The organism is Curtobacterium sp. VKM Ac-2852 (assembly GCF_013205045.1).
Lineage (GTDB): Bacteria > Actinomycetota > Actinomycetes > Actinomycetales > Microbacteriaceae > Curtobacterium > Curtobacterium flaccumfaciens.
The window spans coordinates 570,075-592,263 of record NZ_JABMLI010000003.1 but is presented as its reverse complement, the minus strand read 5'-3'; the positions used below and the strand labels follow the sequence as shown (position 1 = coordinate 592,263).

Genomic DNA, 22,189 nt, shown 5'->3' with positions numbered 1-22,189 from the left:
CAACGATTGTCAATCAACAGGCGGGGGCCGTCGTAAGAAATGGGGAAAGCGTGTTCAGTCGAAATGCCGCTCTTGTAGCGGCTCTATGCGGTATCTTTGTCCTCTCGGGATGTTCGGGGGGTGGTATGGGTGACGCTGAGAAGCCTCCCGCCACATCCGGGGGCACGCAGAAAAACTTTCATGGACCGTGGGCGTCGGCATTTTCGGATGCTTACCGCATCGCGAGCGATAGCGAGGTCCGTGAAGCTCTGGCTGATGGCGAGATTACCGACGCGGAATACAATTACTTTGTCAATCGGATCTCGAATTGCATGACCGATTTGGGTCTGACAAACGTGAAGTTGAAAGACGGGGAGTGGGCTTACACGCGTCCCGTGAAGACCGACGAAACCGCCGTCGACAAGTGCCTGCAGGACGGGGGTGCCAGAGTGCTGCTCATCCGGGATGCGATTGCGCGCAATCCTGAACACCTGGATGAGGATGAGATAATGGCGCGGTGCCTCGTGGGCCAAGGGCTTGTGCCCAAGTCGTATACGGCAAAACAGTATTCGCGCGAAACTGAGTCTGAGAATTTCTCATTCGACTTCAATTCGGCTGCGTTCGAAAAATGCAATGACGACCCGCTCGGTCTTTCGAATGAGTAGAGCGGCCTCGCGCGAGCCATTCCGTGTCAGGTCGGCTCTGTCACTGGGGGTTATATTCGCACTCGTCACGGGGTGCATTGGCGTTAGTTTGGGACTCGCGCTCGCCCCTGAGCACGTGCCGGAAGCCCTCAGGTCCGCCCCCGATGTTGCGCATGCATCGGTCGCGACCACGACGACAACGGACACCAAGTCGGCCAAAGTGTTGGTGCGGATCGGGTCCGAGAGGAGCTTGACTTCGAGCGCCGAAGGCGTGCTTACGGAGTCCGCGTGTAGAGCAGGTCAAGCGATCGCCTCCGGGACGTCTTCTTATTCAGTGGACGGTGAACGGTTGGTGAACCTTGCCACGTCCTCGCCGCTGTGGCGCAACATCGAATATGGCGCGAAGGGGGAGGATGTCCGGGCGCTGCAAACAGAACTTACCAGGTTGGGTTTTTCCGTCTACGTCGACGGAGTTGCGGGCAGGAATACGGCTCGCGCAATAGCGCGTCTTTCGTATGCTTTGGGATTGAACCTCGACGCAGAGTCGAAGGACGTTAAGCCGGGAGACACTCTATTTCCCCGGTCTCGGTACGTCTGGCTGCCAGCCGAGCGTGTGGACGTGGCTGCTTGCAGAGCGGAGGTTGGAGAGACAATCACGAGCGGAGGCCCGCTTGCTACGGCGACTGCGCAGGTCGAGAGCGCGACCGTCCAAGGCGTGGAGGACCTGAGCCTCCCTGGGGACCGTGTGCTCACTCTTCCGGACGGCTCGACGCTCGATGTCGGCAAGGACGGCACCGTGACGGAACCCTATAAACTCGCCGATGCCTCCGTGGCTGATGCGGAGAGCGCAGACGAGGGTTTAGACGGCTCAGAGCGCGGCTCGTCAGCTGGCGAGCCGTCTACAGGGGAGGCCATTGGGTCGAGGACGATCACCCTTCCCCTGAGGCTCAAAGAGCCTACCCGCCTCTCGGTGGTCCCGGCGGGGTCGATAGTTTTCCATGGTGGTGTGAGTTGTGTCCGCTCGGGGAAAAACGTGGTGCGGGTGCGGGTCGTTGGATCGAAACTAGGCGCCTCCGTGGTCTTCGTTGCGGGAAAGCCCGGGATTGGACCCAACGTAGACGCCAGCCCACGCCCGTCGACAAAATGCTAGAACCGAATGCGCGGATTGTACTAGAGGGCGTTGGCCACCGCTACCCGGGCGCTGATTTTCTCTTCGAGGACATAAATCAGACCCTGAATGCGGGGTTCTCGTATGCGCTCGTGGGGCCGTCGGGCAGCGGCAAGAGCACACTCCTCAATATTCTTGCCGGCTGGCTGAGGCCTGCAGATGGGACAGTGCAGAAAGTCGGAGTGCTCAGAACGCAGTGGGTGTTCCAGAATCCGCATGGCTCTGCACGGCGAACGGCGCTCGATCACGTGTCGTACCCATTGCTGCAAAGCGGGATGTCGCGGCTAAGAGCCAACGCACACGCCAGGAGGATTATGCGCGACGTATCGCTCGACCGAGTCGAGGAACGAGCTTTTTCCCAGCTGTCGGGCGGAGAGGCGCAACGTCTGATGCTGGCGCGGGCCATCGCTGCGCGACCCAACGTCTTGCTCGTCGACGAGCCTACGGCCCAGCTCGATGCGGCCACAAAGCGCCAAGTGAACCGTGCAATATCTTCCATCTCCAGCAGGCCGATCATCACCGTCGTCGCGACCCACGACCCGGATACGCGCGATGCATGCGATTCCGTTATAGACCTAGGTGACTTCCATGCGCTTTAGAGCGATGATTTCCGAGGCGTGGAGGAACTCGGCGACGGGCGTGACGCGGTGGTTCCTCTTCGTAATACTCGGCTCGTTCGGCGTTGTTTCCATTGCCGCGATAGACGCGGTTCAGGCGCACAGCATTACCGAGGCGCGTGAGTCGTTCGAAGCTGCTGGCGGCTCTGTCGTCGTCCTAGCAGCCGAGGGAGGGATTGACGGGAGCGCATGCGATTCGTTACGATCGGCCCCTGGCGTTATCAGCTCTGGAGCGATTTCCCCAGGTACATCAAACCTTGAACTCCGGTCTCTCCCCGGCCAGCCGGTGCCTCTCTATAGAGTGTCGAGCGGGTTTGGCGGGTTCTCGGCCTTACCTGGCCTGCACTCATATTCGTCGATTGCGATTGCTCGTGATGTCGCGGACACGTTGTCGCTAACGCGTGGCGAGGTGATACCGACCTCCCAGGGGAACATGATGGTTGGCGACATCTACTCGTGGGCGGATGACGGCCGCCGCGCGGGTCTTGGATATGCGGTTCTAGAACGTGACCCGTCGTCTCGGCCGTTCGACGAATGTTGGGCAGAGCTGAGCCCCGGCGCGGACGGCAGTCAATCTTTGCTTGCTTCAGCGCTCGACGCAAAATCCATCCTAAGCAGTCAGGATACGGAGTTTTCACAGCTGAATGCATCGCTCGGGCGAAGCGGGCCAGATGAGGAAGCGTACCGAGGTCGTTCCACGGCGAGGCTACCTCTAGTTACTTTCGTTTTCGGCGGGCTGATTGGCCTTGCCCTCCTTTGGCCTCGTCGTCTCGAGACTGCTTCCTCTCGGCATGCGGGCAGCCATGATGGAGAAATAGCCTTGATTCGCTCGGCGGAATTGGCATTCTCGACCTTGCCACTTGCGGGCCTTACCGTGGCCCTAGTGTTTGTCGTATCCGGCGCCTTGGAGGTGCCTATGGTGAACTTTACTTGGAAGCCGTTAATAATCTTTATCGCGGGTGCTTATGTGGCCACCCTACTCGGAACCCTGTCGATACGTGAAAATCTTATGTTTCGGGTATTTCGGGGGTCATAGCGGACTTGGGCCCTGGGTGAGCCAGGGCTGACCGGCGTGGCCAGATCTACGAAGGTGTGAGAGACTGGCTCGATGGAGCTCCTTTCGACCCTCGGCCTCGGCGCGATTGTCCTCGCCTTTATATTTGGGGGTGCCGCGGTGTGGAAAATGGTTCGAGAACTTGTCGTATCCGGGAGGCGAAATGCGGATGAGTCCGGTGACGTCGACGATAATCAGCCAGACAGCTGACTGATTGATTCAGTTCGCGTTCGTGAACGCAGCACTTAGAACAGTTCTCCTGCGAGCTTCAGCGACGTGTACGGAACGCTTCACTCTGAGGGCTACAGCCGTGCAGGGGGCTACTCGAAGCTCTGCCACTCTGCATCGCGCGCTGCGAGGGTCCAGACACCATCTTCGTTGTAGGCGCGGATGTCATCCTTGGCCATGATCGATTCCTCTACCGCCTCCGGCTCGGTCGTCATGAGACAGCTGCCTGGAGTCTGCCCTTCTCCCCACCTAGTCCTGAAACCGCGACGCGTCCTCGACAAGGTCATCTACGTGTCGCGCCACGGCGCCATTCCAACCATGCGGGCCGCGATGTCAGACCTCCCGAGTGTGGCACGAATCGAGAGCCCCACGTCGAGCCCCGCGAGAAGGCGCTCACCTTTGCGTTCACTATCCCCCCGCATGTAGATCGGGTTGCTGCCGCGGCCATCACGGCTCGGATCTGTCGGACGTTCGTCAGGTGCACCTAATCGTCCGTGCCGATCCACGGAACGCTCGGTGCGGGGAGTCGTGGGTCTGGCGAAGTGCCGTCGGGCAGGGTTTCCACCCGCGCCGCAGAATGGCCTGTCGGCGATCCAGGCGAACTGACGAAGGGTGATGTCGACGGGGAACTCGACTCGCCTCGACTCGAGTCGTCGCGGCGCTCCAGCCAAGTGCGGGCGGCTCGCCCGATGTCGTGGCTTCCACGAGGCCGTACGCGGGTTTGCTGGCGGAGAGTCCTGTCAGCGTCTTCGGGACGCCGTAGTGCATGGACCGCTTGCGCAGTGCTCGAATCTGTAAAGCTCGGGCGGGTTGCTCGGACTGCAGGATTGCGATCACCTGCTGGGCGGTTGCGCCGACGTCCGCGCCAAGACCTTCGAGGATCTGCGTGAGCGCACTCATTGCATGCGTCGCCACGACGACCAGTACGCGGAAGAGGCTTGACCGGCGCTCTGACAGTGGGGCGAACACCCACAGCGCCGCGTTCACGGAGCACTCCACCATCAGTGTCGTGGGGGAGTGATCGGCAGGACTCCGGCATCCGAATTTGCGGCCCGATTGCCCTACGGGGTCGGAAGATTCAACGGCAGCGTCTTCTGTGCGATGCTCAGCACATGAACGACGAAGGCAGCCGCCGCCCGATTCGATCCACGATCATCTCAGTCTCTGGGCGCCAAGCGAAAGACGGGGGCCGGGGGCTTCCAAAAGTGAGCGAAATCGAGTTCTCGGACGCGGCAGGAAAGACCACTCGCGCGGCAGTCATCCCGAACACTGATGATCGTAAAGCTGGCGATGCGGCAGTTACAGAATTCATCAAGGCAAGACGCTTTGACGTCTGTCCGATTTGTTTTGAGCATCCCGCGGATTCCGACGAGCACGTTCCGCCCAGGGGGCTCGGCGGAAGCATCATGACAACCACTTGCACGCGCTGTAATAATGTCTTCGGGGCTCGCGTCGAAGCGGGACTGCAAGACTGGTTCGATAGAATGGTTCGAATGCGATACACGGCAGACGGAGACCCGCGACCTTTCGGAGCAACGCGCGCCCTGGTGCTCCGGACCGACGATGGAGAGTTGGTCCTCCTCCCCGAAAAGGGATCAGACCCAGGTGAGGAGTTCAGCCGGCGCATGCGGACTGCTGGGAATCTCGAGCACCACGTGAGCCAGCCCAGCGAAGCCGAAGTTCGAAACGGTGTACTGAAGAGCGCCTATCTCGCTGCCTGCCTCCACCTCCGTGGGGTCCCGCGCGTGGACTCCGCGAAACAGATCCGAACCGAACTCCTCGGCGTTGTGGCCGCACGGTCGCGCACCGACCTGACGGTGGGTCCCCACGCCCAGAAACTGCGGTTTTTTCGGACCGGTAAGCCCGCAGGTGTACCGCTGGCGTTGCTCCGCAACAAGACGATGGAGTCCGGCCCCGCCTGGCTGCTGTCGCTCGCAGGCACTCTCGTCGTCGAATGGCCCTTTCCCGAGATCGACCCATCCACCCGCCAGCGTGTCGCTTCACCCCCGGCAACGAACTCGTCCGAGTGAACACATCGAGCCCCTGCCGACAGAGCTGCGATCGCATCCCTCCCTGCATGCACGCCTCGTGAACTGTGCCAATGTGCGCCCAGGCTCTGTGGCAACAGCTCCCTTGATCATGGAGGTCAAGACTCCCTGATCAGGGCTTTCCGTTGATTCGTTAACTATCCGCACTACACGAAAGCCCGGTCCGATCGGACCGGGCTTTCGTCGTTCTGGGGCCTGAACCGCTCGCGTCAGACCGTCGCGATGCTCCCCGTCGTCGTGGTCCGCACTCCCGCGCGCCCCCGACGCACGGCGCCCATCGCCACGAGCGTCAGCACCACGGCCGCCAGGGTGATCCCCGACCCCGCCCAGATCGGCGACGTGTACCCGAGGCCGGCGGCGATGGTCAGACCGCCGATCCAGGCCCCGAGCGCGTTGCCGAGGTTGAACGCGGCGATGTTCGCCCCGCTCGCCAGGGTCGGCGCGTGGTCGGCGTACTGCATCACCCGCGTCTGCAGGGCCGGGACGGTCGCGAACCCGAACGCCCCCATCAACACGAGGGCGATCACGGTGAGCACCGGCGAGGTCGCGACGAGGGCGAACGCCGCGAGCACCACGGTCAGGACGACGAGCACCACGAGCAACGTGCGGTCGATCGAGCGGGCCGCGAGCTTGCCGCCGGCGAAGTTGCCGACGAACAGCCCGATCCCGAACACGATGAGCAGCCACGGCACCGCCGACGACGGGAACCCGGACACCGAGGTCAACGTGTACGCGATGTAGGTGAAGGCGCCGAACATCCCGCCGTAGCCGAGCACGGTCATGCCGAGCGACAGCCAGACCTGCCCGGACCGGAAGGCGCTGAGTTCGCGGGCGAGCGACGGGACCTCGGTGGAGCGGACCGCGGGGACGAGGACGAGGACGCCGATCAGGGCGACGACACCGATGGCCGCGATCGCCCAGAACGTCGCACGCCAGCCGGCGGCTTGGCCGAGGAAGGTGCCGAACGGCACGCCGAGCACGTTCGACGCGGTGAGCCCGGTGAACATCAGGGCGACGGCCGAGGCGCGCTTGGACCGCTCGACCATGTTCGCGGCGACGACCGAGCCGATGCCGAAGAACGCTCCGTGGCACAGGGCGGCGATGACACGGCCGGTCATCATGACGCCGTAGGTCGGGGCGATCGCGGACAGGGTGTTGCCGACGATGAACAGCACGAGCAGCCCGAGCAGGACGGGCTTGCGGGGGAGCCGGGTGGTCGCGGCGGTGAGCCCGAGGGCCCCGACGATGACCGCCAGGGCGTACCCGGTGACGAGCCAGCCGGCGGTGGTCTCGGTGACGCCGTAGTCGGCCGCCACCTCGGGCAGCAGGCCGGTGATGACGAACTCGGTCAGGCCGATGCCGAATCCGCCGAGTGCGAGGGCGATGAGTCCCGCGGGCATGGATGTCCTTCCGTCGTGCAGCTGTGCCGCGTACGCTGGTTGTTGCAGACGCGGGACATAAATAGTTGCACACGCGGGGTATCCGCGCAAGCAACTGTCGTCGCCTGCACCGACCGAAGGAGCCCCGATGTCCGTCGACGACACCTCCACCGCCGTCCGCGCCCACGGCTGGCGCACCCTGGCGGCACTGCACGGCCTGATCGAGACGCGCCTGGAGCGGGACCTCCGGCAGGTCGACCTGTCCGTCGTGGAGTTCACGGTGCTCGATGCCCTGCGCCGGCAGGACGGCTTCCACATGCGCATGCAGCAGCTCGCCCGCGCGGCCGCCCTCAGCCCGAGTGCGACCACCCGGCTGGTGAACCGGCTCGAGGAGCGCGCCCTGCTGACCCGCGTCCTGTGCGCCGACGACCGTCGCGGGCTCTACACGGAGCTCACGCACGCCGGGCAGGTCCTGCTCGAGCGTGCGACACCGATCCACGCCGCGGCGCTCGAGGGCGCCCTCGCCGAGGCGCACGAGGTTCCCGAGCTCGCCGACCTGGCCGAGTCCGTCGAGCGGCTCGAGGGCGCGCGCGTCTGACCTCGGGTCACCTCGCACCCGCCCTGGAGGCCCCGCGCACCTCCGCCCCGCCGGCGTCGGCCCCGGGGCGGTCACCGCTCAGGCGCGCGGCGGTCCCGTCGTCGACCGCACGACGAGCGTCGGTGGCACGAGTGTCCTGATGGGATCCGTCGGCGTCCCCGCTGCGGCGCCGATCCGCTCGACCAACCGCGCAGCCGCCAGGCGCCCGACCTCGTCGTTGTGCGGGTCGACCGTCGTCAGGCGCAGCAGGGGTGATGCGGCGAGCGGGGTCTCGTCGTTGCCGATCACCGAGACGTCCTGCGGCACGCGGAGTCCGGCTTCCTGCACGGCGGCGATCGCGCCCATCGCCATGACGTCGTTCGCGGCGAACACCGCGGTCAGGTCGGGGTGCTCCCGGAGTGCGAGCCGCATGCCCTCGTAGCCGGTCGTCTCCGAGGTCGGGCCGGAGCCGTAGACCAGCGGCTCGATGCCGGACGCGACCAGCTGCGCGACGGTGGCGTCGCGGCGGAGCGCAGCCGGGCCTCCCGAGCCGGTGACGTGGACGATGCGGCGGTGACCCAGGTCGATCAGGTGATCCGCTGCCAACCGCCCGCCGGCGGCTTCGTCGGAGGCGACCACGTCGAGTCCGCCCGGGACGTCCTCGCGCGCGCCGGCGATCACGACCGGGGTGTCGGCGGGGACGACGACGTCGGGGAAGCCCTCGGCGGCGAGCACCACGCCGTCGACCCGCAGGGAGACCAGGTCGTCGAAGGGTGAGGAGCCGAGGTGGGCGTTGGCCCGGGTGTCGGCCAGGGTGAGGCGGAGTCCGTGCGGGGCGAGGGCCTCGCGGATGCCGTCGAGCATCGGCACGTACCAGGGGTTCCGGAAGTCGTCGACGATGACCCCGATGGTGCGGGTCCGGGTGCCGGCGAGGATGGCGGCGGCGCGGTTCGGGCGGTAGCCGAGCTCCGCGACGGCGGCGAGCACCGCGGAGCGGCGGGCCGGGGAGACCCCGGGATCGTCGCGCAGCACCATCGACACCAGGGACTTCGAGACGCCTGCGCGTGCGGCGACGTCGATGATCGTCGGCGGGCGAGGGGTCACGCTGAGCCTTTCCGGCACGGTGCTTGACAGGACATGGGCTGGTGCGGCTACAGTCTACCGACACGTTCTGGAACGTTCCAGAATCGGGATCCAGCGACCTTCTCGAAGGAGAGAACATGAGCGACAGCATCGGCGTCGCCGTCATCGGCGCGGGCATGGCGGGCAAGGCCCACATGGCTGCGTGGCGGAACGCACCCTCCCTCTTCACCGCGACGCTGCCGCCGGTCCGGCTCGTCTCGGTCGGCGACGTCTACGAGCCCCTCGCCGCCGAGGCCGCACGGCGCTTCGGCTACGAGCGGCACGACACCGACTGGCGCGCCGTCGCGGCGGCGGACGACATCGACGTGGTGAGCGTCGTCGTCGCGAACACCCTGCACCGCGAGATCGTCGAGGGGCTGCTCGCCGCCGGCAAGCACGTGCTGTGCGAGAAGCCGCTGTCCGACTCGCTCGACGACGCCCGCGCGATGGCGTCCGCCGCTGCCGAGGCCGCGCAGCGCGGGGTGCTCGGCCGCATCGGGTTCACCTACCGCCGGGCTCCCGGGCTCGCGGCCATCAGGGAGTTCGTCGAGGACGGCACGCTCGGCCGCGTCCTGCACGTCTCCGGCCGGTACTGGACCGACTACGGCGCCTCGCCCGACGTCCCGTTCTCGTGGCGCTTCGCGGGGGAGCCGGGGTCCGGCGCGCTCGCCGACGTCGGCTCGCACCTGTCCTACGTCGCCGAGTTCCTGGCCGGCCCGGTCCGGAGCGTCAGCGGTGGGACGTTCACCACGTCGATCACCGAGCGCCCCGTCGCCGCCGGACACGCCCTGCGGGGGCAGGCCGTCCCGCTCACCGGTGAGACCGCGGCCGTCGGCAACGACGACTACGCCACGTTCAGCGCACGGTTCGGTGACGGCACGGTCGTCGGGTCGCTCGAGGCCTCCCGCGTCGCGGCCGGGCACCCGAACGGCCTCGTGATCGAGGTGTTCTGCGAGCGCGGCGCCGCCCGCTGGGACCAGGAGCGCGCCTCCGAGATCGGCCTCGCGCTGCAGTCCGACGGCTCGCGCACGGGCGGGTACCGCCAGGTCGTGCTCGGCCCGGACCACCCCTACGTCGCGGGCGGCATGGCGATGGACGCCCCGGGCGTCGGCTGGGGGCAGAACCAGATGTTCGAGTACCAGGCGCGGGCGTTCCTCGACGAGATCGCCGGGCTGACCAGCGCCGTGCCCGACGCCCTGCCCGCGAACGCCACGTTCGACGACGGCGTGCACAACATGGAGGTCCTCGACGGGGTGGCACGGTCCGCCGCGGCCGGAGGCGCCACCGAGACGATCAAGGAAGCAGTGACGGCATGAAACTCGGTCTCTACGACGCGATCCTGCACGACCGGCCCCTCGCCGACGCACTCCGGGTCATCACGGCCAACGGCCTCACCGGCATCGAGCTGAACACCGGCGGGTTCCTGCCCCCGGTGCACGTGCCCGACATCGACGCGATCCTGCAGGACGACGGGGCGCGTGACGCGTTCCTCGCGCAGTTCGCGGGGACCGGCGTCGAGATCGCCGGGCTCAACTGCAACGGCAACCCGCTGCACCCCGATCCGGCGATCGGCCCCGCGCACGCCGAGGACGTCCGGCGCAGCATCCGCCTCGCGGCCCGCCTCGGGCAGGACCGCGTCGTCACGATGTCCGGACTGCCGGCGGGGGAGCCGGGCGGGACGCGGCCGAACTGGATCGTGAACGCCTGGAACTCGGCGGCGCTCGACGTGCTCGAGCACCAGTGGAGCGTCGCGGTGCCGTTCTGGCAGGAGATCGACGCCCTGGCCCGGGAGCACGGCGTCAAGGTCGCGCTCGAGCTGCACCCGCAGAACCTCGTGTTCAACCCGGCGTCGATCCGGGAACTCGTCGAGCGCGGCGGGCTGACCAACATCGGGGTCGAGCTGGACGCCTCGCACCTGTTCTGGCAGCAGATGGACCCGGTGGCGGTCGCCCGCGACCTCGGGCCGCTCGTGTTCCACGCCGCCGCGAAGGACGTCCGGATCAACCCGCACGCCGCGATCAACGGGGTGCTCGACAACTCGTTCCGCCGGTCGTCGCCGGACGAGCCGCGCACGAACCTCGGCGGCGACGAGTGGGCGAACGAGTGGCCGAAGCCGTCGGCGTGGGACTTCGTCGCGCTCGGCAAGGGGCACGACGAGGCGTACTGGACGACGTTCCTCGAGGCCCTGCGTGCGATCGACCCGGACATGTGGGTGAACATCGAGCACGAGGACACCGAGCTCGGGCGCGAAGACGGGGTCGCGGTCGCCGCGCGCGTGCTGCGCGCCGCGGACGCGGCGCTGGCGCCCCGGTCCTGACCGTCCGTCAGCTGACCCGGTCACCGCCTGGAGGCCCGTGGGCCGTTCCGCGCACGAGGTGACGGATCGGCGTGTGGTGGGGTCATGCCTCCCGGCCCCACCACACGCGGATCGGCCGCCGGTGCGCGGAACGACCAGTCCGTGCACCCGTACCGGGTGCTGTCACCGGCCCGATGTAGCATGCACGACACCTGTCCCCGACGATGGAGCCCTGCGTGCCGGACCCGACCGCCCCCGCCTTCCCGCTCGAACACGTGCGGGCGGTGGGCGACGACATCGTGGCCTCCGTCGCCACGGTGATCGACGGCAAGGCGGAAGCCATCCGCACGGCCCTGACGGTGATGCTCGCCGAGGGACACCTGCTCGTCGAGGACGTCCCCGGCGTCGGCAAGACCGTGCTCGCGAAAGCGCTCGGTGCCTCGGTCGGCGGGTCGGTGAACCGCATCCAGTTCACCTCGGACATGCTGCCGTCCGACGTCACGGGCGTGAACATCTTCGACCAGTCGTCCGGCACCTTCCGGTTCTCGCCCGGCCCGGTGTTCGCGAACGTGGTCATCGGCGACGAGATCAACCGCACCAGCCCGAAGACCCAGTCGGCCCTGCTCGAGGCGATGGCGGAGTCGCAGGTCACCGTCGACGGTGTCACGCGCCCGCTCGACCGGCCGTTCATGATCGTCGCGACGCAGAACCCGATCGACATGGAGGGCACGTACCCGCTGCCCGAGGCGCAGCGGGACCGCTTCATGGCGCGCATCGCGATGGGCTACCCGAGCGTCGACGCCGAACGGCAGATGCTCGCGAACCGTGGCGGCAGCGACCCGCTGTCGCGCCTGCGGCCGATCGTCGACGTCGGCACGCTGCGGGCGATCATCCAGACCGTCGCCGGGGTGCACATCGCCCCCGACGTCGAGGCGTACATCATCGCGATCGTCCGGTCGACGCGCACCCACCCCGACCTCGTGCTCGGTGCGAGTCCCCGCGCGACGCTGCACCTGGCGCAGGCGGCCCGTGCGCACGCCGCACTGCTCGGCCGCCCGTTCGTCACCCCCGACGACGTCGCGACGCTCGCCCCGATCGTGCTCGCGCACCGGCTCGTGCCGGTCGCCCGTGGGCTCGGCGGCACCGGCGAGGACACCGTGCGCGAGATCGTCGTCCGCATCGTCTCCGACACCGCCATCCCGTTCACGGCCACCCCCGTCCGCTCCTGATGGCCGGTCCATCGGCACCGCCGTCGCTGCTGCGACGCGTCGGTGCCGCGCGGTCCACGGCGGCACGGTTCGGCCGCCGCGGGCTGTCACTGGCACGCCGCACCCCGTTCCCGCGCCCGACGATCCGGGGCTGGACGGTCATCGCCGTCGGCATCGGCCTGGTCGGCGGCGGCCTGGTCGGCACCACGAGCGTCGCCGTCACGGCCGGCCTGCTGCTGCTCGTGCTGGTCGTGCTCGGCATCGCGATGGCGTTCGTCGTCGCCACCCCGCTCCGCGGCAGCCGCAGCACCGCTCGGGCGATCGTCCAGGTGGGCGAGGTCTACCGGGAACGCATCACCCTCGGCAGCACCAGTCTGCGGATCGGCCCGAGGGCGACGCTGCTCGTGCGCGAACAGCTCGAGGACGCCTTCGCCAGCCTGGCCGAGGCGGAGACCTACGCCGAGGTCGGGCCGAACCTGCCGCCGGCCGTGCTCGACGTCGAGGCGCTCGCGATGCACCGCGGCCGGACGCTGGTCGGGCCGGTGACGATCCGGGTGGAGGACCCGTTCGGCTTGCTCCGGATCGACCGTCCCGTCGTCCCCGCTGAAGAGGTCGTCGTCGTCCCGGCCTCGGCACCCCTCGGGGCGATCGACGCCGGCGCGCTCGCCGGTGCGGTCTCGGCCGACGAGGGCCGGGTCGGACAGGGCGGCTCCGCCGACGACAGCGAACTCCGCCCGTACCGACCGGGCGACCCGATCCGCCGGGTGCACTGGGCCCAGAGTGCACGGCGCGGTGAACTCCACGTCCGCCAGACCACCCAGGCCCAGCCGCCCGAAGCCGTGATCGCCCTCGACGTCCGGCGGGAGTCCTACCAGCGGCTCGGTCGCGAGGACCTCGCCGAGCTCTCCGACCTGGGCGGCGACCAGGCCTTCGAGCACGCCGTCGTGGTGGCCGCCAGTGTCGCCCGCGCGCTCGCCGCCCGGACCTCCCGCGTCGTGCTCGTGTTCGACGGTCCCGAAGGCGCGACCCGGCACGCGGGCGACGTCGGCGGGCTCACCGAGGTGCTCGTCGGGCTCGCCGACGTCCGGCTCCGCTCCGACGCGCGACAGGTGACCGACGTCCTGCCCGAGGTCCGGGGCCGCGACGTGCACGGCATGACCGCCGTCGTGACCGGCACCTGCACCGCGGACGAAGCCGCCGAGCTCGTCAGCGCGACCAGTGGGTCGAGCCGCGGCATCCTGGCGACCATCGTGCCGCCGGACCCGGCCGTGCGGGGCATCCTCGACCGTGGCGGCTGGCGGACCCTCGTGGTGCCGGTCATGGGCGCGACGCCGTCCGGAGCCGCACGGTGACCGGGATGAGCGCACCCGCGCGTGGCCGTGCCGACGTGCGCGAGATCCTCGAGCGCGACGACGACCTGCGTGACGTCCCGAGCGCCTGGGTCGTGGCCCTCGCGCCGGTGCCGGTGCTCCTCGCCGCCCTCGCGATCCGGCCGCTCGTGCAGGGCATCGCCTGGTGGGCATCGGGTGTCGTCGTCGTCGCCGTGCTCGTCGCCGTGATGCTCGCGGTGCGCCGCCAGACGCCCGGTATCCGCTTCGTCGTCCTGGTCGGCACGGTCATCGCCTGCTCGTGCGCCGCCGCCCTGGTCAACGACATCCAACCGCTCGGGTGGCTCGACGCCGACGGGGCCCTCGGGGAGACGCTCGCCGCGATCCGCCTCAACCCCGCACCGCTGCCGCAGACCGACGCGATCCGGCTCATCGTCACCGCGTCGATCGGCTGGGTGGCGGCGGTCTCGCTGTTCCTCGCCGCCATCGCGCGGATCCCGTCGCTCGCCGCGGCACCGGCCCTCGTGATCTTGATCGTTCCGGGTGTCATCACCGGGCAGCCCGCCGGCACCCCGCTCATCATCGCCACGGCGGTGGCGTTCCTCGCCCTGCTCTGGCTGTCCGTCCGCCCGGTGCAGCGCGCACTGCCCGCCGCGGTCGTCGGGGCGATCGGGCTCGTCGTGGCCATCGGGCTGCCGACGATCGTGCCGCTCAACGCCAGCTGGTTGTCCGGCGTGACCGGTGCGATCCAGTCGCCGATCCAGCCCGGACGGCCCGGCACCCTGCTCGAACTCGGCAACGACCTGCGTCGTCCGAGTGAGCTCGAGGTGTTCCGCTACCGCTCGTCGGACGGGCAGCCCGAGTACCTCAAGCTCGCCGACCTGGACGAGTTCGGCACGGGGGACTGGGTGCCGACCGTGACGAACGCGGCCGAGGCCGACACGGCCGACGAGCAGCAGTGGGCCGAGGGCGTCAACCCGCGCCTCGCGAGCCGCGGCGACGTGACCGTCCGGATCACCGGGCTGTCCAGCACCTACCTGCCGGTGCCGTCGGGTGCGGTGTCGATCGAGTCGCAGTCCACCAACCTCGACCTGTCGCAGTGGCGGTGGATGGGGAACTCGAGCACCGTCCGGTCGACCGGAGCCGCGACCGCCCGCGGTGCGATGTACGAGGTCTACGGGGCCTCGACCTTCGCCAACGACTACCTCGACGCGGTCGCCGCCTCGGGGGTGCTCGCCCGCTCCGACGGCCGTGGCTTCCGGGAGCCCAGCCGCCAGCAGTTGCGCACCGACCTCGCCCTGCCCGACGACCTGCCGGCGAACATCTCGACCACCGCGACCCGGGTCGCCGCAGCCGCGACCGACGACTACGGGCGGGCACGGGCACTCGAGCAGTGGTTCCGCAGCGACCTGTTCACGTACTCCGAGACCGCCCCCGTCGAGCAGGGGTACGACGGCGACAGCATGGACGTCGTCTCGACGTTCCTGAAGGTCCGCGACGGGTACTGCGTGCACTTCTCGTCCGCGATGGCCGTGATGGCCCGCACGCTCGGCATCCCCTCGCGCATCGCGGTCGGGTACCGGGCCGGGTCGCCGCAGCCCGACGGCGAGTACGCGGTGTCGAACCGGCAGCTGCACTCCTGGCCCGAGCTGTACATCCGGGGCGCGGGGTGGGTCGCCTTCGAGCCGACGCCCGACTCGGACGAGGCTGCGCCGTCCGAGGAGCCCTCGGCCTCGCCGACCGCGGCGGCACCGGAGACCCCGCTGCCGGCTCCCGAGCAGACCACCCCGGCGCAGGATTCCGCGTCACCGACCCCGTCGGCCTCCCCGGCGCCGGGTGCCGCGGGTGCGTCCGGCTCCGGCGACGCGGGTGGCCCCGTCGGGCTGCTCGTGGGTCTGCTGCTCGTGCTCGCGGTCCTCGTCGCCCCGGGCCTCGTGCGCGCAGTCCGCCGCCGGTCGAGGCTGTCGGCGATCGCCGCCGGCCGGTCGCCCGCCGTGCAGGCCTGGCGGGAGTTGCTCGACGACGTCGCCGACCACGGGTACGCCCCGGGCATCGCGCCGCCGGGTGATGCCGCCGCCGTGGCCCGGACCGCCCGAGCCGTGCTCGGACGACTACGGCCCGGGTTGCCGGCGTCGGTCGTGCCCCACCTGGAGGCCACGGTCGACGCGGTCGATCGTGAGCGCTTCGCCGCCGACGGGGTCGCCTCGGTGGACACTTCGGCGCTGGAGCGGCACGTCCGCGAAGCTCGTGGCGCACTCGACGCGTCGGTGCCCGCCCTGCGTGTCGTGCGGTCGCGCCTGCTGCCGCCGAGCCTGCTGCCGTCGTCCGCCTGGTCCCACGACGGGCCGAAGCCACGGCGTCGCGATCGTCGCACGGCCTGACGCGGGCGCGGGCGAGCCTCGCACCGTGCGAGGGGTGCGCCGAGTGGTGCGAGGTTCCGTACTCCGTACTCCGTGCGACCGGCGCGGCCTCGCACGGACTACGGAACCTCGCACCGTTCGAGCGGGGCGGCCGCGGCACCGCCGCGCCGGGGCGCCGGGCATCAGCGCCGGCGGACGACCGCCTCGACCAGTGTCGCGACGAGTTCGCCGGGGTCGACCCCGGGCAGCGCCGGCGCGTCGAACACCAGGCCGACGTTCGCCCCGATGAGCACGGTCGCGAACTCCTCCGGGGTCATGCCGACGTCGACCTCGGGGTGGGCACCGAGCCACAGCCGCACCAGCTCGAGCACCCCGTCCTGCAGGACCCGGCGCTGCCGGATGAACTCGGGCAGGAACTCCGGGTGGCGCACGGCGTACCCACGGAATGCCGAGAGCAGCGCGAACTGCTCGCTCTGGTCGTGCTGGCCGAACGCAGCGCGCAGGACGTCCCCGACGTCGACGGCGGCGATGTCGGCGTGCACGAGCTCCTGCAGCGAGCCGAGCACCAGGTTCGTGGACCGCTGCATGACCTGCGCGAGCAGGTCTTCCTTGGACGAGAAGTTCGAGTAGACCGCACCCTTGCTGAACCCCGCGCGCGCGGCGACGTCGTCGAGCCGGGCGCCGTACACACCCTGTTCGGCGAAGACCGCGGCTCCGGCGGCGAGCAGGCGTTCCCGGACCTCGGCACGCGGGATGCGCTGGGTGGGGGAAGCGTCGTCGCTCATCGGTTGTTGCTCCGACCTGTGCTGGTGGTCGTCGGGGAGAGCATCGTGGTGAAGACCTGCCGCGCCGCGCGTCTGATCCCGCGCGGCATCAGCGAAGCCCCCATCCCCACGTCTGCTCGGAACCGGCGCGTTCGGGTCGCGTCGGTGCTGTGCGGACAGCGTTCACCGGGATCATCCCCGGTAGAACTGCCAGGACGATACCCGGCGGTACTGATCGTAGCGTCGCGGAGCCGCGGGGGACAGCCCCTCAGTCCTCGTGCTCTTCTCGGACACTGCCGGCACCGGTCCGACGGCCCGGACGCCGGAGCAAGCGGAGCGCGTCCGGTCGCAGGCTCCGACCCCGCCGGAGCAGCGAACCCAGGGTCGACTTCGGCTGCCAGTCACGGCCGTTCGGTAGCCCCCAGCCCCGGCGGACCGCTCCCCAGCGGAGCCCGAGCGACAGGGTGATCGCGAGCAGGATGCCGAGCGACGGCGACCCGAGCGCCGAGGCGATCACCATCACGGCCGACGCGGCGACGGCCACGGTGGCGTACAGCGCGTTCCCGCCGAACACCGCCGGCACCCGCCGCAGCAGCAGGTCGCGCATGGCCCCGCCGCCGACCGCGGTGATGGTCCCCATGATGATCGCGGCAGGCCAGTCGAGCCCGGCGTCGTAGGTCCGCTGCACGCCGACCACGGCCCAGAACCCGATCACGGCGGCGTCGAGCACGGTGAACAGCCGGTCCCACGTCACCTCGGAGAACGACACGAGGAACGCGATGAGCGCCCCGGCGACGGCGACCGGCACGTACAGCGGGTCGACGAGCGCGACGGGTGGTCCGTTCTGCAGCAGGGTGTCGCGGAGCATCCCGCCACCGAGTCCGGAGACGAACCCGACGACCAGGAACCCGAACAGGTCGAAGTCCATCGCGCGGGCGATGGAGCCGCCGAGCAGGGCGGACGCGAAGACCCCGGCGAGGTCGAGCACGTTCGTGACCGACGCCAGGCCGTCGACGGACAGCAGGTTCATGAGAACCATCAAACATCACGTCGCACGACTGGCGGGCCGTTCGGCGGTTAGGTTAGCCTCACCTTCGTCATGCTCGCCACTCTCGTCATCGGTCTCCGTGAAGGCCTCGAAGCCACGCTCATCGTCGGCATCATCGCCGCGTTCCTGCGTCGCAACCGCGTCCCGCTCACCCCGATGTGGTCGGGCGTCGGGCTCGCGGTGCTGCTCAGCATCGCCGTCGGCTTCGGGCTGCAGGCCGTCGAGCAGGCGCTGCCGCAGGCCCAGCAGGAGGGCATGGAGGCGGTCATCGGCATCGTCGCCGTCGTCTTCGTCACGGGCATGATCGTGTGGATGCGCACGCACGCGCGCACACTGACGGCCGACCTCGAGGTCAGTGCCACCGCGGCGCTCGGCCGGGGCACCGCCTGGGCACTCGCCGGCATGGCGTTCCTCGCCGTCCTGAAGGAGGGCTTCGAGACCTCGGTGTTCCTCCTCGCCACGTTCCAGGCGTCGTCGGACACCGGCCTCGCCGCCCTCGGTGCCGTGATCGGCATCGCGGCCGCGGTCGTCGTCGGCTTCGGCATCTACACCGGTGGTGTCCGCCTCAACCTGTCGCGGTTCTTCACCGGCACCGGGGTCTTCCTGGTCTTCGTCGCCGGCGGCCTGGTGCTGACCGTCCTCCGCCGCGCGCACGAGGCCGGCTGGATCGTCATCGGCCAGCAGCGCACCGTCGACCTGTCGTGGCTCGCCCCGAACGGTTCGGTGCAGGGCGCCCTGGTCACCGGCGTGCTCGGCATCCCGCCGGACCCGCGGGTCATCGAGGTGCTCGGCTGGTTCCTCTACGTCGTCCCGGTGCTGGCCCTGACCCTCTGGCCGCGCGCCTGGCGTCCGTCGCCGGACCGCGTGCCCCGGGTGCGCGCCGTCGTCGCCGGTGCTCTCGCCGTCGCCGCAGCGGCGCTCGCGATCGCCGTGCCGACGGGCGGGGTCGACCTGCCCCGCACGACCGCGGTCAGTGGCGACGCCAGCTCCGTCTCCGCCAGCGTCGACGGTGCGTTCGGCGTCCTGCGGGTGTCCGGCACCGGAACCGGCCAGGAGGCCCGACTCACCCTGCCGACGTCGGCCCACCGCCGCGTCACCCGCGCGGGCGTGACCGCTGACCGGTGGCGCGTCGTGCAGGACGGGGCCGGTGGGCAGGGGAGCGGTGCCGACCGTCCGTCGACGCTGACCCTGGACGACCTCGTCACCCTGTTCGGCCGCCTGCCCGTCGGGGTCTCCCCGTCGACGAACCCCGGTCCGTTCGCGGCCCGCTGGGCCGTGCGCGACACGGTGACCCTGTGGACGGTCCGCGGTGGGGTCCTGGACGCGACCCGCGACGAACGCGAGGTGCTGACGCTGAGCGGTGGGGGCCTCCCGTCCGCGCGCACCACGACCCTGGACCGCACCGTCTGGTCCGTCCCCGACGCCCGCGTCGAGCGGTCGGCCGCCTCGGTGGCCGCTGCGGACTCGCGATCAGCCGACCTGCTGCTCTGGAAGGCCTGGCTGCCGATCGCCCTCGGCGCCGCGGCCGCCGTGCAGGCGCTGCTGGCCCTCCGTGACCGCCGTCGCCGGCGACTCCCCACCGTCCCCACCCCCGAACCCGTCCCCGCTCGTGGCCCTCCGGCCGCGGACCCTGCAAGGAGCACCGACCATGTCCTTCGGTAAGCCCGTCCGACCCCTGATCACCCTGGGCGCCCTCGGCGCCGTCACCGCCCTCGCACTCACCGGTTGCGCCGGTGGGTCCGCCGAGGCCGGCGGCTCCGGCTCCGGCGACGCGAAGGTCTCCCGCGTCACCATCACGCTCACCAACGACGGGCAGGACGCCTGTGCAGTGTCCTCGACGAAGGTCCCCGCGGGCCCCGTCACCTTCACGGTGAAGAACGAGTCGTCGACCGCGATCACCGAGGTCGAGCTGCTGCAGGACCAGCGGATCCTCGGCGAGAAGGAGAACCTGGCGCCCGGCCTCGACGCCGTCCGCTTCACCGCCACGCTGACCGGCGGGAAGTACCAGGTGTACTGCCCCGGCGCCGAGACCGAGCTGACGGACTTCACCGTCACCGGCAAGGCCGCGTCGACCGCGAACAGCAGCGCCTCGACCCTGCTCCGCGACGGGACGAAGGGCTACGCGACCTACGTCGACGGCCAGGTCACCGACATGGTCGCCGCGGTCCAGCAGCTGCAGAAGGACATCGACGCTGGCGACCTCGACGCGGCGAAGACCGACTACGCGAACGCCCGTCCGTTCTACGAGCACGTGGAGAGCGACGTCGACGGCTTCGTCAAGAAGGGGTTCAAGGCCACCGACAACGCCGGCAACCTCGACTACCTGATCGACATGCGCGCCTCGAACCTCGACCCGGCCGTCGGCTGGAGCGGGTTCCACGCCGTCGAGAAGGACCTGTTCCAGGCCGGGAAGATCACCGCGTCGACCAAGCAGACCGCCGCGGACCTGACCGAGGACGTGCAGCTGCTCGCGAAGCTCGTGCCGACCCTGGACTACAAGCCGGAGGACCTGGCGAACGGTGCCGCCGGGCTGCTCGAAGAGGTGCAGTCGAACAAGATCACCGGCGAGGAAGAGGCGTACAGCCACATCGATCTCGTCGACCTCGCCGCCAACGTCGAGGGTGCCCGTCAGGCCTTCGCGTACCTCAAGCCGGGGCTGACCAAGCTCGACCCGACCCTGACGAAGCAGATCGCGAAGCAGTTCGACGCCACGAACACGCTGATGGACGGCTACCGCGACGCCGACGACCTGGGCGGCTTCGCCAGCTGGGACGCCGCCACCAAGAAGTCCGACGCGAACACGATCTCGCAGCAGATCCAGGCGCTCCAGGACCCGCTGTCCCGCCTGGCCGAGAAGGTCGCGACCGCGTGACCGAGCCGGACGAGGCACCCCGGGCGAACGTCTCCCGCCGCGGGCTGTTCGGCGCCGGCCTGGCCGTGGCCGGTGCCGGGGTCGGCGCGGCTGCGGGGATCGGCGGCGCCACCGCGGCGACCGGCGTGAACCCGTTCACGGCGGCGACGAACGGTGACGAGTCGATCGACCTGTCGCAGAGCCAGCCGTTCTACGCCACCGCGGCACGGCAGCCGCAGGGCGGGATCCGCACCACTCCGCAGCGGTACTGCGTCTACATGACGTTCGACCTGTCGACCACCGTCACGACCGACCTGCAGGTGCTCCTCGCCCGCTGGTCGGCCGCGATCGCCCAGCTGCAGGCCGGCAAGACCGTCGGCAGCGTCGAACCGGCGCACGGCAACGGGGTCGGCGCCGACACCGGCGAGGCGCTCGACCTCGGGCCCGCGTCCCTGACCGTCACGGTCGGCCTGGGACCCGGCGTCTTCGACGAGCGCTTCGGGCTGGCCGACCGCCGTCCGGCCTCGCTCGCCGACATCCCGACGCTGCCGAGCGACAACCTGCAGGAGGGCCTGACCGGCGGCGACCTGTCCCTGCAGGCCTGCGCCGACGACCCCCAGGTGGCGTACCACGCGGTGCGCGACCTGGCACGGATGGCCCGCGGCACCGCGACCGTCCGGTGGACCGTGCTCGGCTTCGGCCGGGCATCGGCTGGGCCGCACCAGAGCACGCCCCGCAACCTGATGGGGTTCAAGGACGGCACCCGGAACATCACGACCGACGCCGACCACGACCGGTTCGTCTGGCTCGACCGCGACGCCGGGTGGATGGCCGGCGGCAGCTACCAGGTGGTGCGGAAGATCCGGATGAACATCGAGACCTGGGACGCCGACGTCGTCAGCGACCAGCAGCGGGTGTTCGGGCGGACGAAGATCCAGGGCGCACCGCTCTCCGGTGGACAGGAGCACACCACCCCGGACTTCCACGCGAAGGACGACGACGGTGCGACGAAGATCGACGCGACGTCGCACATCGCCCTCGCAGCGCACGAGGCGAACGGCGGCGTGAAGATCCTGCGGCGGCCGTACAACTACACCGACGGGCTCAACGAGTACGGCCAGCTCGACGCCGGGCTGCTGTTCATCGCCTACCTGAACGACCCGGACCACTTCACGCGGCTGCAGCGGAAGCTCGGCGCCTCGGATCGGCTGAACGAGTACGTCTCGCACGTCGGGTCCGCGGTGTTCGCCGTCCCGCCCGCACCCCGCAAAGGGTCGTACATCGGCGAGCAGCTCTTCCGATGAGCTGAGTCGCTGCGACGCCAGGGTGGGCGCCCTCCGCCGTTTCCCTGGAGGCGGAGGACGCCCGCGTCGCGGAGTCTCGCCGAACGGAACCACCGTCGACTTGCTGAAAGCGACCCGGCACGACGCGTCGCGGTGCGACAACCCCGAGAGTACCCCGCGGATCCGCGGATCCGCAGTGATCGACCCGGATGGGACAGCAACCGTGACCGCCGGG

Annotated in this window: 18 protein-coding genes; 13 read left to right on the top strand and 5 right to left on the bottom strand. The window is 69.6% G+C overall.

Going from position 1 to position 22,189, the window contains the following annotated elements; translation table 11 throughout:
* Positions 1–125: 125 nt before the first annotated feature.
* The 3 genes from HQQ79_RS13915 (at position 126) to HQQ79_RS13905 (ending at position 2,390) form a co-directional block, all read left to right on the top strand.
* Positions 126–644, top strand: a complete 519-nt coding sequence (locus HQQ79_RS13915; protein WP_173035017.1) for a hypothetical protein — start codon at positions 126–128, stop codon at positions 642–644.
* A 331-nt stretch (positions 645–975) separates the two neighbouring features.
* Positions 976–1,773: a peptidoglycan-binding protein gene (locus tag HQQ79_RS13910; RefSeq protein ID WP_367948110.1), complete on the top strand. Its 798-nt coding sequence runs from the start codon at positions 976–978 to the stop codon at positions 1,771–1,773.
* Entirely contained in the window at positions 1,767–2,390 is a 624-nt protein-coding gene (locus HQQ79_RS13905; RefSeq protein ID WP_173035013.1) for an ATP-binding cassette domain-containing protein, read from the top strand. The genes HQQ79_RS13910 and HQQ79_RS13905 overlap by 7 nt, the downstream gene beginning before the upstream one ends.
* 1,392 nt (positions 2,391–3,782) lie before the next feature.
* Here the strand turns inward: HQQ79_RS13905 and HQQ79_RS18985 are convergent.
* On the bottom strand, positions 3,783–3,905 hold the full coding sequence (locus HQQ79_RS18985; RefSeq protein ID WP_301952571.1) for a hypothetical protein: 123 nt from the start codon (positions 3,903–3,905) through the stop codon (positions 3,783–3,785).
* 897 nt (positions 3,906–4,802) lie between these two features.
* Between HQQ79_RS18985 and HQQ79_RS13900 the strand changes: the two genes are divergently transcribed.
* Positions 4,803–5,720, top strand: a complete 918-nt coding sequence (locus tag HQQ79_RS13900; RefSeq protein WP_173035011.1) for an HNH endonuclease — start codon at positions 4,803–4,805, stop codon at positions 5,718–5,720.
* Positions 5,721–5,947: 227 nt separating this feature from the next.
* Here HQQ79_RS13900 and HQQ79_RS13895 read toward each other — a convergent pair whose 3' ends face one another.
* Complete coding sequence (locus HQQ79_RS13895; RefSeq protein ID WP_173035009.1) at positions 5,948–7,138, bottom strand: MFS transporter; 1,191 nt, start codon at positions 7,136–7,138, stop codon at positions 5,948–5,950.
* A gap of 127 nt (positions 7,139–7,265) precedes the next feature.
* Here HQQ79_RS13895 and HQQ79_RS13890 point away from each other — a divergent pair, with 127 nt between their 5' ends.
* Positions 7,266–7,715, top strand: a complete 450-nt coding sequence (locus HQQ79_RS13890; protein WP_111057605.1) for a MarR family winged helix-turn-helix transcriptional regulator — start codon at positions 7,266–7,268, stop codon at positions 7,713–7,715.
* Positions 7,716–7,793: 78 nt separating this feature from the next.
* Here HQQ79_RS13890 and HQQ79_RS13885 read toward each other — a convergent pair whose 3' ends face one another.
* Entirely contained in the window at positions 7,794–8,798 is a 1,005-nt protein-coding gene (locus HQQ79_RS13885) for a LacI family DNA-binding transcriptional regulator (protein ID WP_173035007.1), read from the bottom strand.
* A gap of 116 nt (positions 8,799–8,914) precedes the next feature.
* Here HQQ79_RS13885 and HQQ79_RS13880 point away from each other — a divergent pair, with 116 nt between their 5' ends.
* The 5 genes from HQQ79_RS13880 (at position 8,915) to HQQ79_RS13860 (ending at position 16,029) form a co-directional block, all read left to right on the top strand.
* Complete coding sequence (locus HQQ79_RS13880) at positions 8,915–10,132, top strand: Gfo/Idh/MocA family protein (RefSeq protein WP_173035005.1); 1,218 nt, start codon at positions 8,915–8,917, stop codon at positions 10,130–10,132.
* Positions 10,129–11,133 carry a sugar phosphate isomerase/epimerase gene (locus tag HQQ79_RS13875; RefSeq protein WP_173035003.1) on the top strand — a complete coding sequence of 335 codons (1,005 nt, stop codon included), beginning with the start codon at positions 10,129–10,131 and terminating at the stop codon, positions 11,131–11,133. Before HQQ79_RS13880 ends, HQQ79_RS13875 begins: the two co-directional genes overlap by 4 nt.
* Positions 11,134–11,336: 203 nt before the next feature.
* Entirely contained in the window at positions 11,337–12,341 is a 1,005-nt protein-coding gene (locus HQQ79_RS13870; protein WP_173035001.1) for a MoxR family ATPase, read from the top strand.
* Positions 12,341–13,672, top strand: a complete 1,332-nt coding sequence (locus HQQ79_RS13865) for a DUF58 domain-containing protein (protein ID WP_173034999.1) — start codon at positions 12,341–12,343, stop codon at positions 13,670–13,672. The genes HQQ79_RS13870 and HQQ79_RS13865 overlap by 1 nt, the downstream gene beginning before the upstream one ends.
* A gap of 5 nt (positions 13,673–13,677) precedes the next feature.
* Positions 13,678–16,029, top strand: a complete 2,352-nt coding sequence (locus HQQ79_RS13860; protein WP_173034997.1) for a DUF3488 and transglutaminase-like domain-containing protein — start codon at positions 13,678–13,680, stop codon at positions 16,027–16,029.
* Between the two features lie 161 nt (positions 16,030–16,190).
* Here the strand turns inward: HQQ79_RS13860 and HQQ79_RS13855 are convergent, their stop codons facing one another.
* Together HQQ79_RS13855 and HQQ79_RS13850 are read right to left on the bottom strand one after the other, a co-directional pair.
* The gene (locus tag HQQ79_RS13855; protein WP_071246890.1) at positions 16,191–16,793 is read right to left on the bottom strand and encodes a TetR/AcrR family transcriptional regulator; all 603 of its coding nucleotides are present in this window, start codon (positions 16,791–16,793) and stop codon (positions 16,191–16,193) included.
* Between the two features lie 247 nt (positions 16,794–17,040).
* Positions 17,041–17,802, bottom strand: a complete 762-nt coding sequence (locus HQQ79_RS13850) for a trimeric intracellular cation channel family protein (protein WP_111038270.1) — start codon at positions 17,800–17,802, stop codon at positions 17,041–17,043.
* Between the two features lie 69 nt (positions 17,803–17,871).
* On the opposite strand from HQQ79_RS13850, the gene efeU reads away from it, so the two are divergent.
* The 3 genes from efeU to efeB are packed head-to-tail and all read left to right on the top strand — an operon-like array spanning position 17,872 to position 21,975.
* A complete protein-coding gene (efeU, locus tag HQQ79_RS13845) occupies positions 17,872–19,482 on the top strand; it encodes an iron uptake transporter permease EfeU (protein WP_173034994.1) in 1,611 nt (536 codons plus the stop codon).
* Complete coding sequence (efeO, locus tag HQQ79_RS13840; RefSeq protein WP_027466119.1) at positions 19,469–20,692, top strand: iron uptake system protein EfeO; 1,224 nt, start codon at positions 19,469–19,471, stop codon at positions 20,690–20,692. The genes efeU and efeO overlap by 14 nt, the downstream gene beginning before the upstream one ends.
* Positions 20,689–21,975 carry an iron uptake transporter deferrochelatase/peroxidase subunit gene (gene efeB, locus HQQ79_RS13835; protein ID WP_173034992.1) on the top strand — a complete coding sequence of 429 codons (1,287 nt, stop codon included), beginning with the start codon at positions 20,689–20,691 and terminating at the stop codon, positions 21,973–21,975. The genes efeO and efeB overlap by 4 nt, the downstream gene beginning before the upstream one ends.
* The last annotated feature ends 214 nt before the right edge of the window (positions 21,976–22,189 follow it).

Coding starts and splice junctions, on each gene's coding strand:
- HQQ79_RS13865 (WP_173034999.1), top strand. CDS start 12,341: ATGGCCGGTCCATCGGCACCGCCGTCGCTGCTGCGACGCGTCGGTGCC.
- HQQ79_RS13890 (WP_111057605.1), top strand. CDS start 7,266: ATGTCCGTCGACGACACCTCCACCGCCGTCCGCGCCCACGGCTGGCGC.
- efeO (WP_027466119.1), top strand. CDS start 19,469: ATGTCCTTCGGTAAGCCCGTCCGACCCCTGATCACCCTGGGCGCCCTC.
- HQQ79_RS13900 (WP_173035011.1), top strand. CDS start 4,803: ATGAACGACGAAGGCAGCCGCCGCCCGATTCGATCCACGATCATCTCA.
- HQQ79_RS13875 (WP_173035003.1), top strand. CDS start 10,129: ATGAAACTCGGTCTCTACGACGCGATCCTGCACGACCGGCCCCTCGCC.
- HQQ79_RS13860 (WP_173034997.1), top strand. CDS start 13,678: ATGAGCGCACCCGCGCGTGGCCGTGCCGACGTGCGCGAGATCCTCGAG.
- HQQ79_RS13855 (WP_071246890.1), bottom strand. CDS start 16,793: ATGAGCGACGACGCTTCCCCCACCCAGCGCATCCCGCGTGCCGAGGTC.
- HQQ79_RS18985 (WP_301952571.1), bottom strand. CDS start 3,905: ATGACGACCGAGCCGGAGGCGGTAGAGGAATCGATCATGGCCAAGGAT.
- HQQ79_RS13905 (WP_173035013.1), top strand. CDS start 1,767: ATGCTAGAACCGAATGCGCGGATTGTACTAGAGGGCGTTGGCCACCGC.
- HQQ79_RS13850 (WP_111038270.1), bottom strand. CDS start 17,802: ATGAACCTGCTGTCCGTCGACGGCCTGGCGTCGGTCACGAACGTGCTC.
- efeU (WP_173034994.1), top strand. CDS start 17,872: ATGCTCGCCACTCTCGTCATCGGTCTCCGTGAAGGCCTCGAAGCCACG.
- HQQ79_RS13895 (WP_173035009.1), bottom strand. CDS start 7,138: ATGCCCGCGGGACTCATCGCCCTCGCACTCGGCGGATTCGGCATCGGC.
- HQQ79_RS13880 (WP_173035005.1), top strand. CDS start 8,915: ATGAGCGACAGCATCGGCGTCGCCGTCATCGGCGCGGGCATGGCGGGC.
- HQQ79_RS13915 (WP_173035017.1), top strand. CDS start 126: ATGGGTGACGCTGAGAAGCCTCCCGCCACATCCGGGGGCACGCAGAAA.
- HQQ79_RS13870 (WP_173035001.1), top strand. CDS start 11,337: ATGGAGCCCTGCGTGCCGGACCCGACCGCCCCCGCCTTCCCGCTCGAA.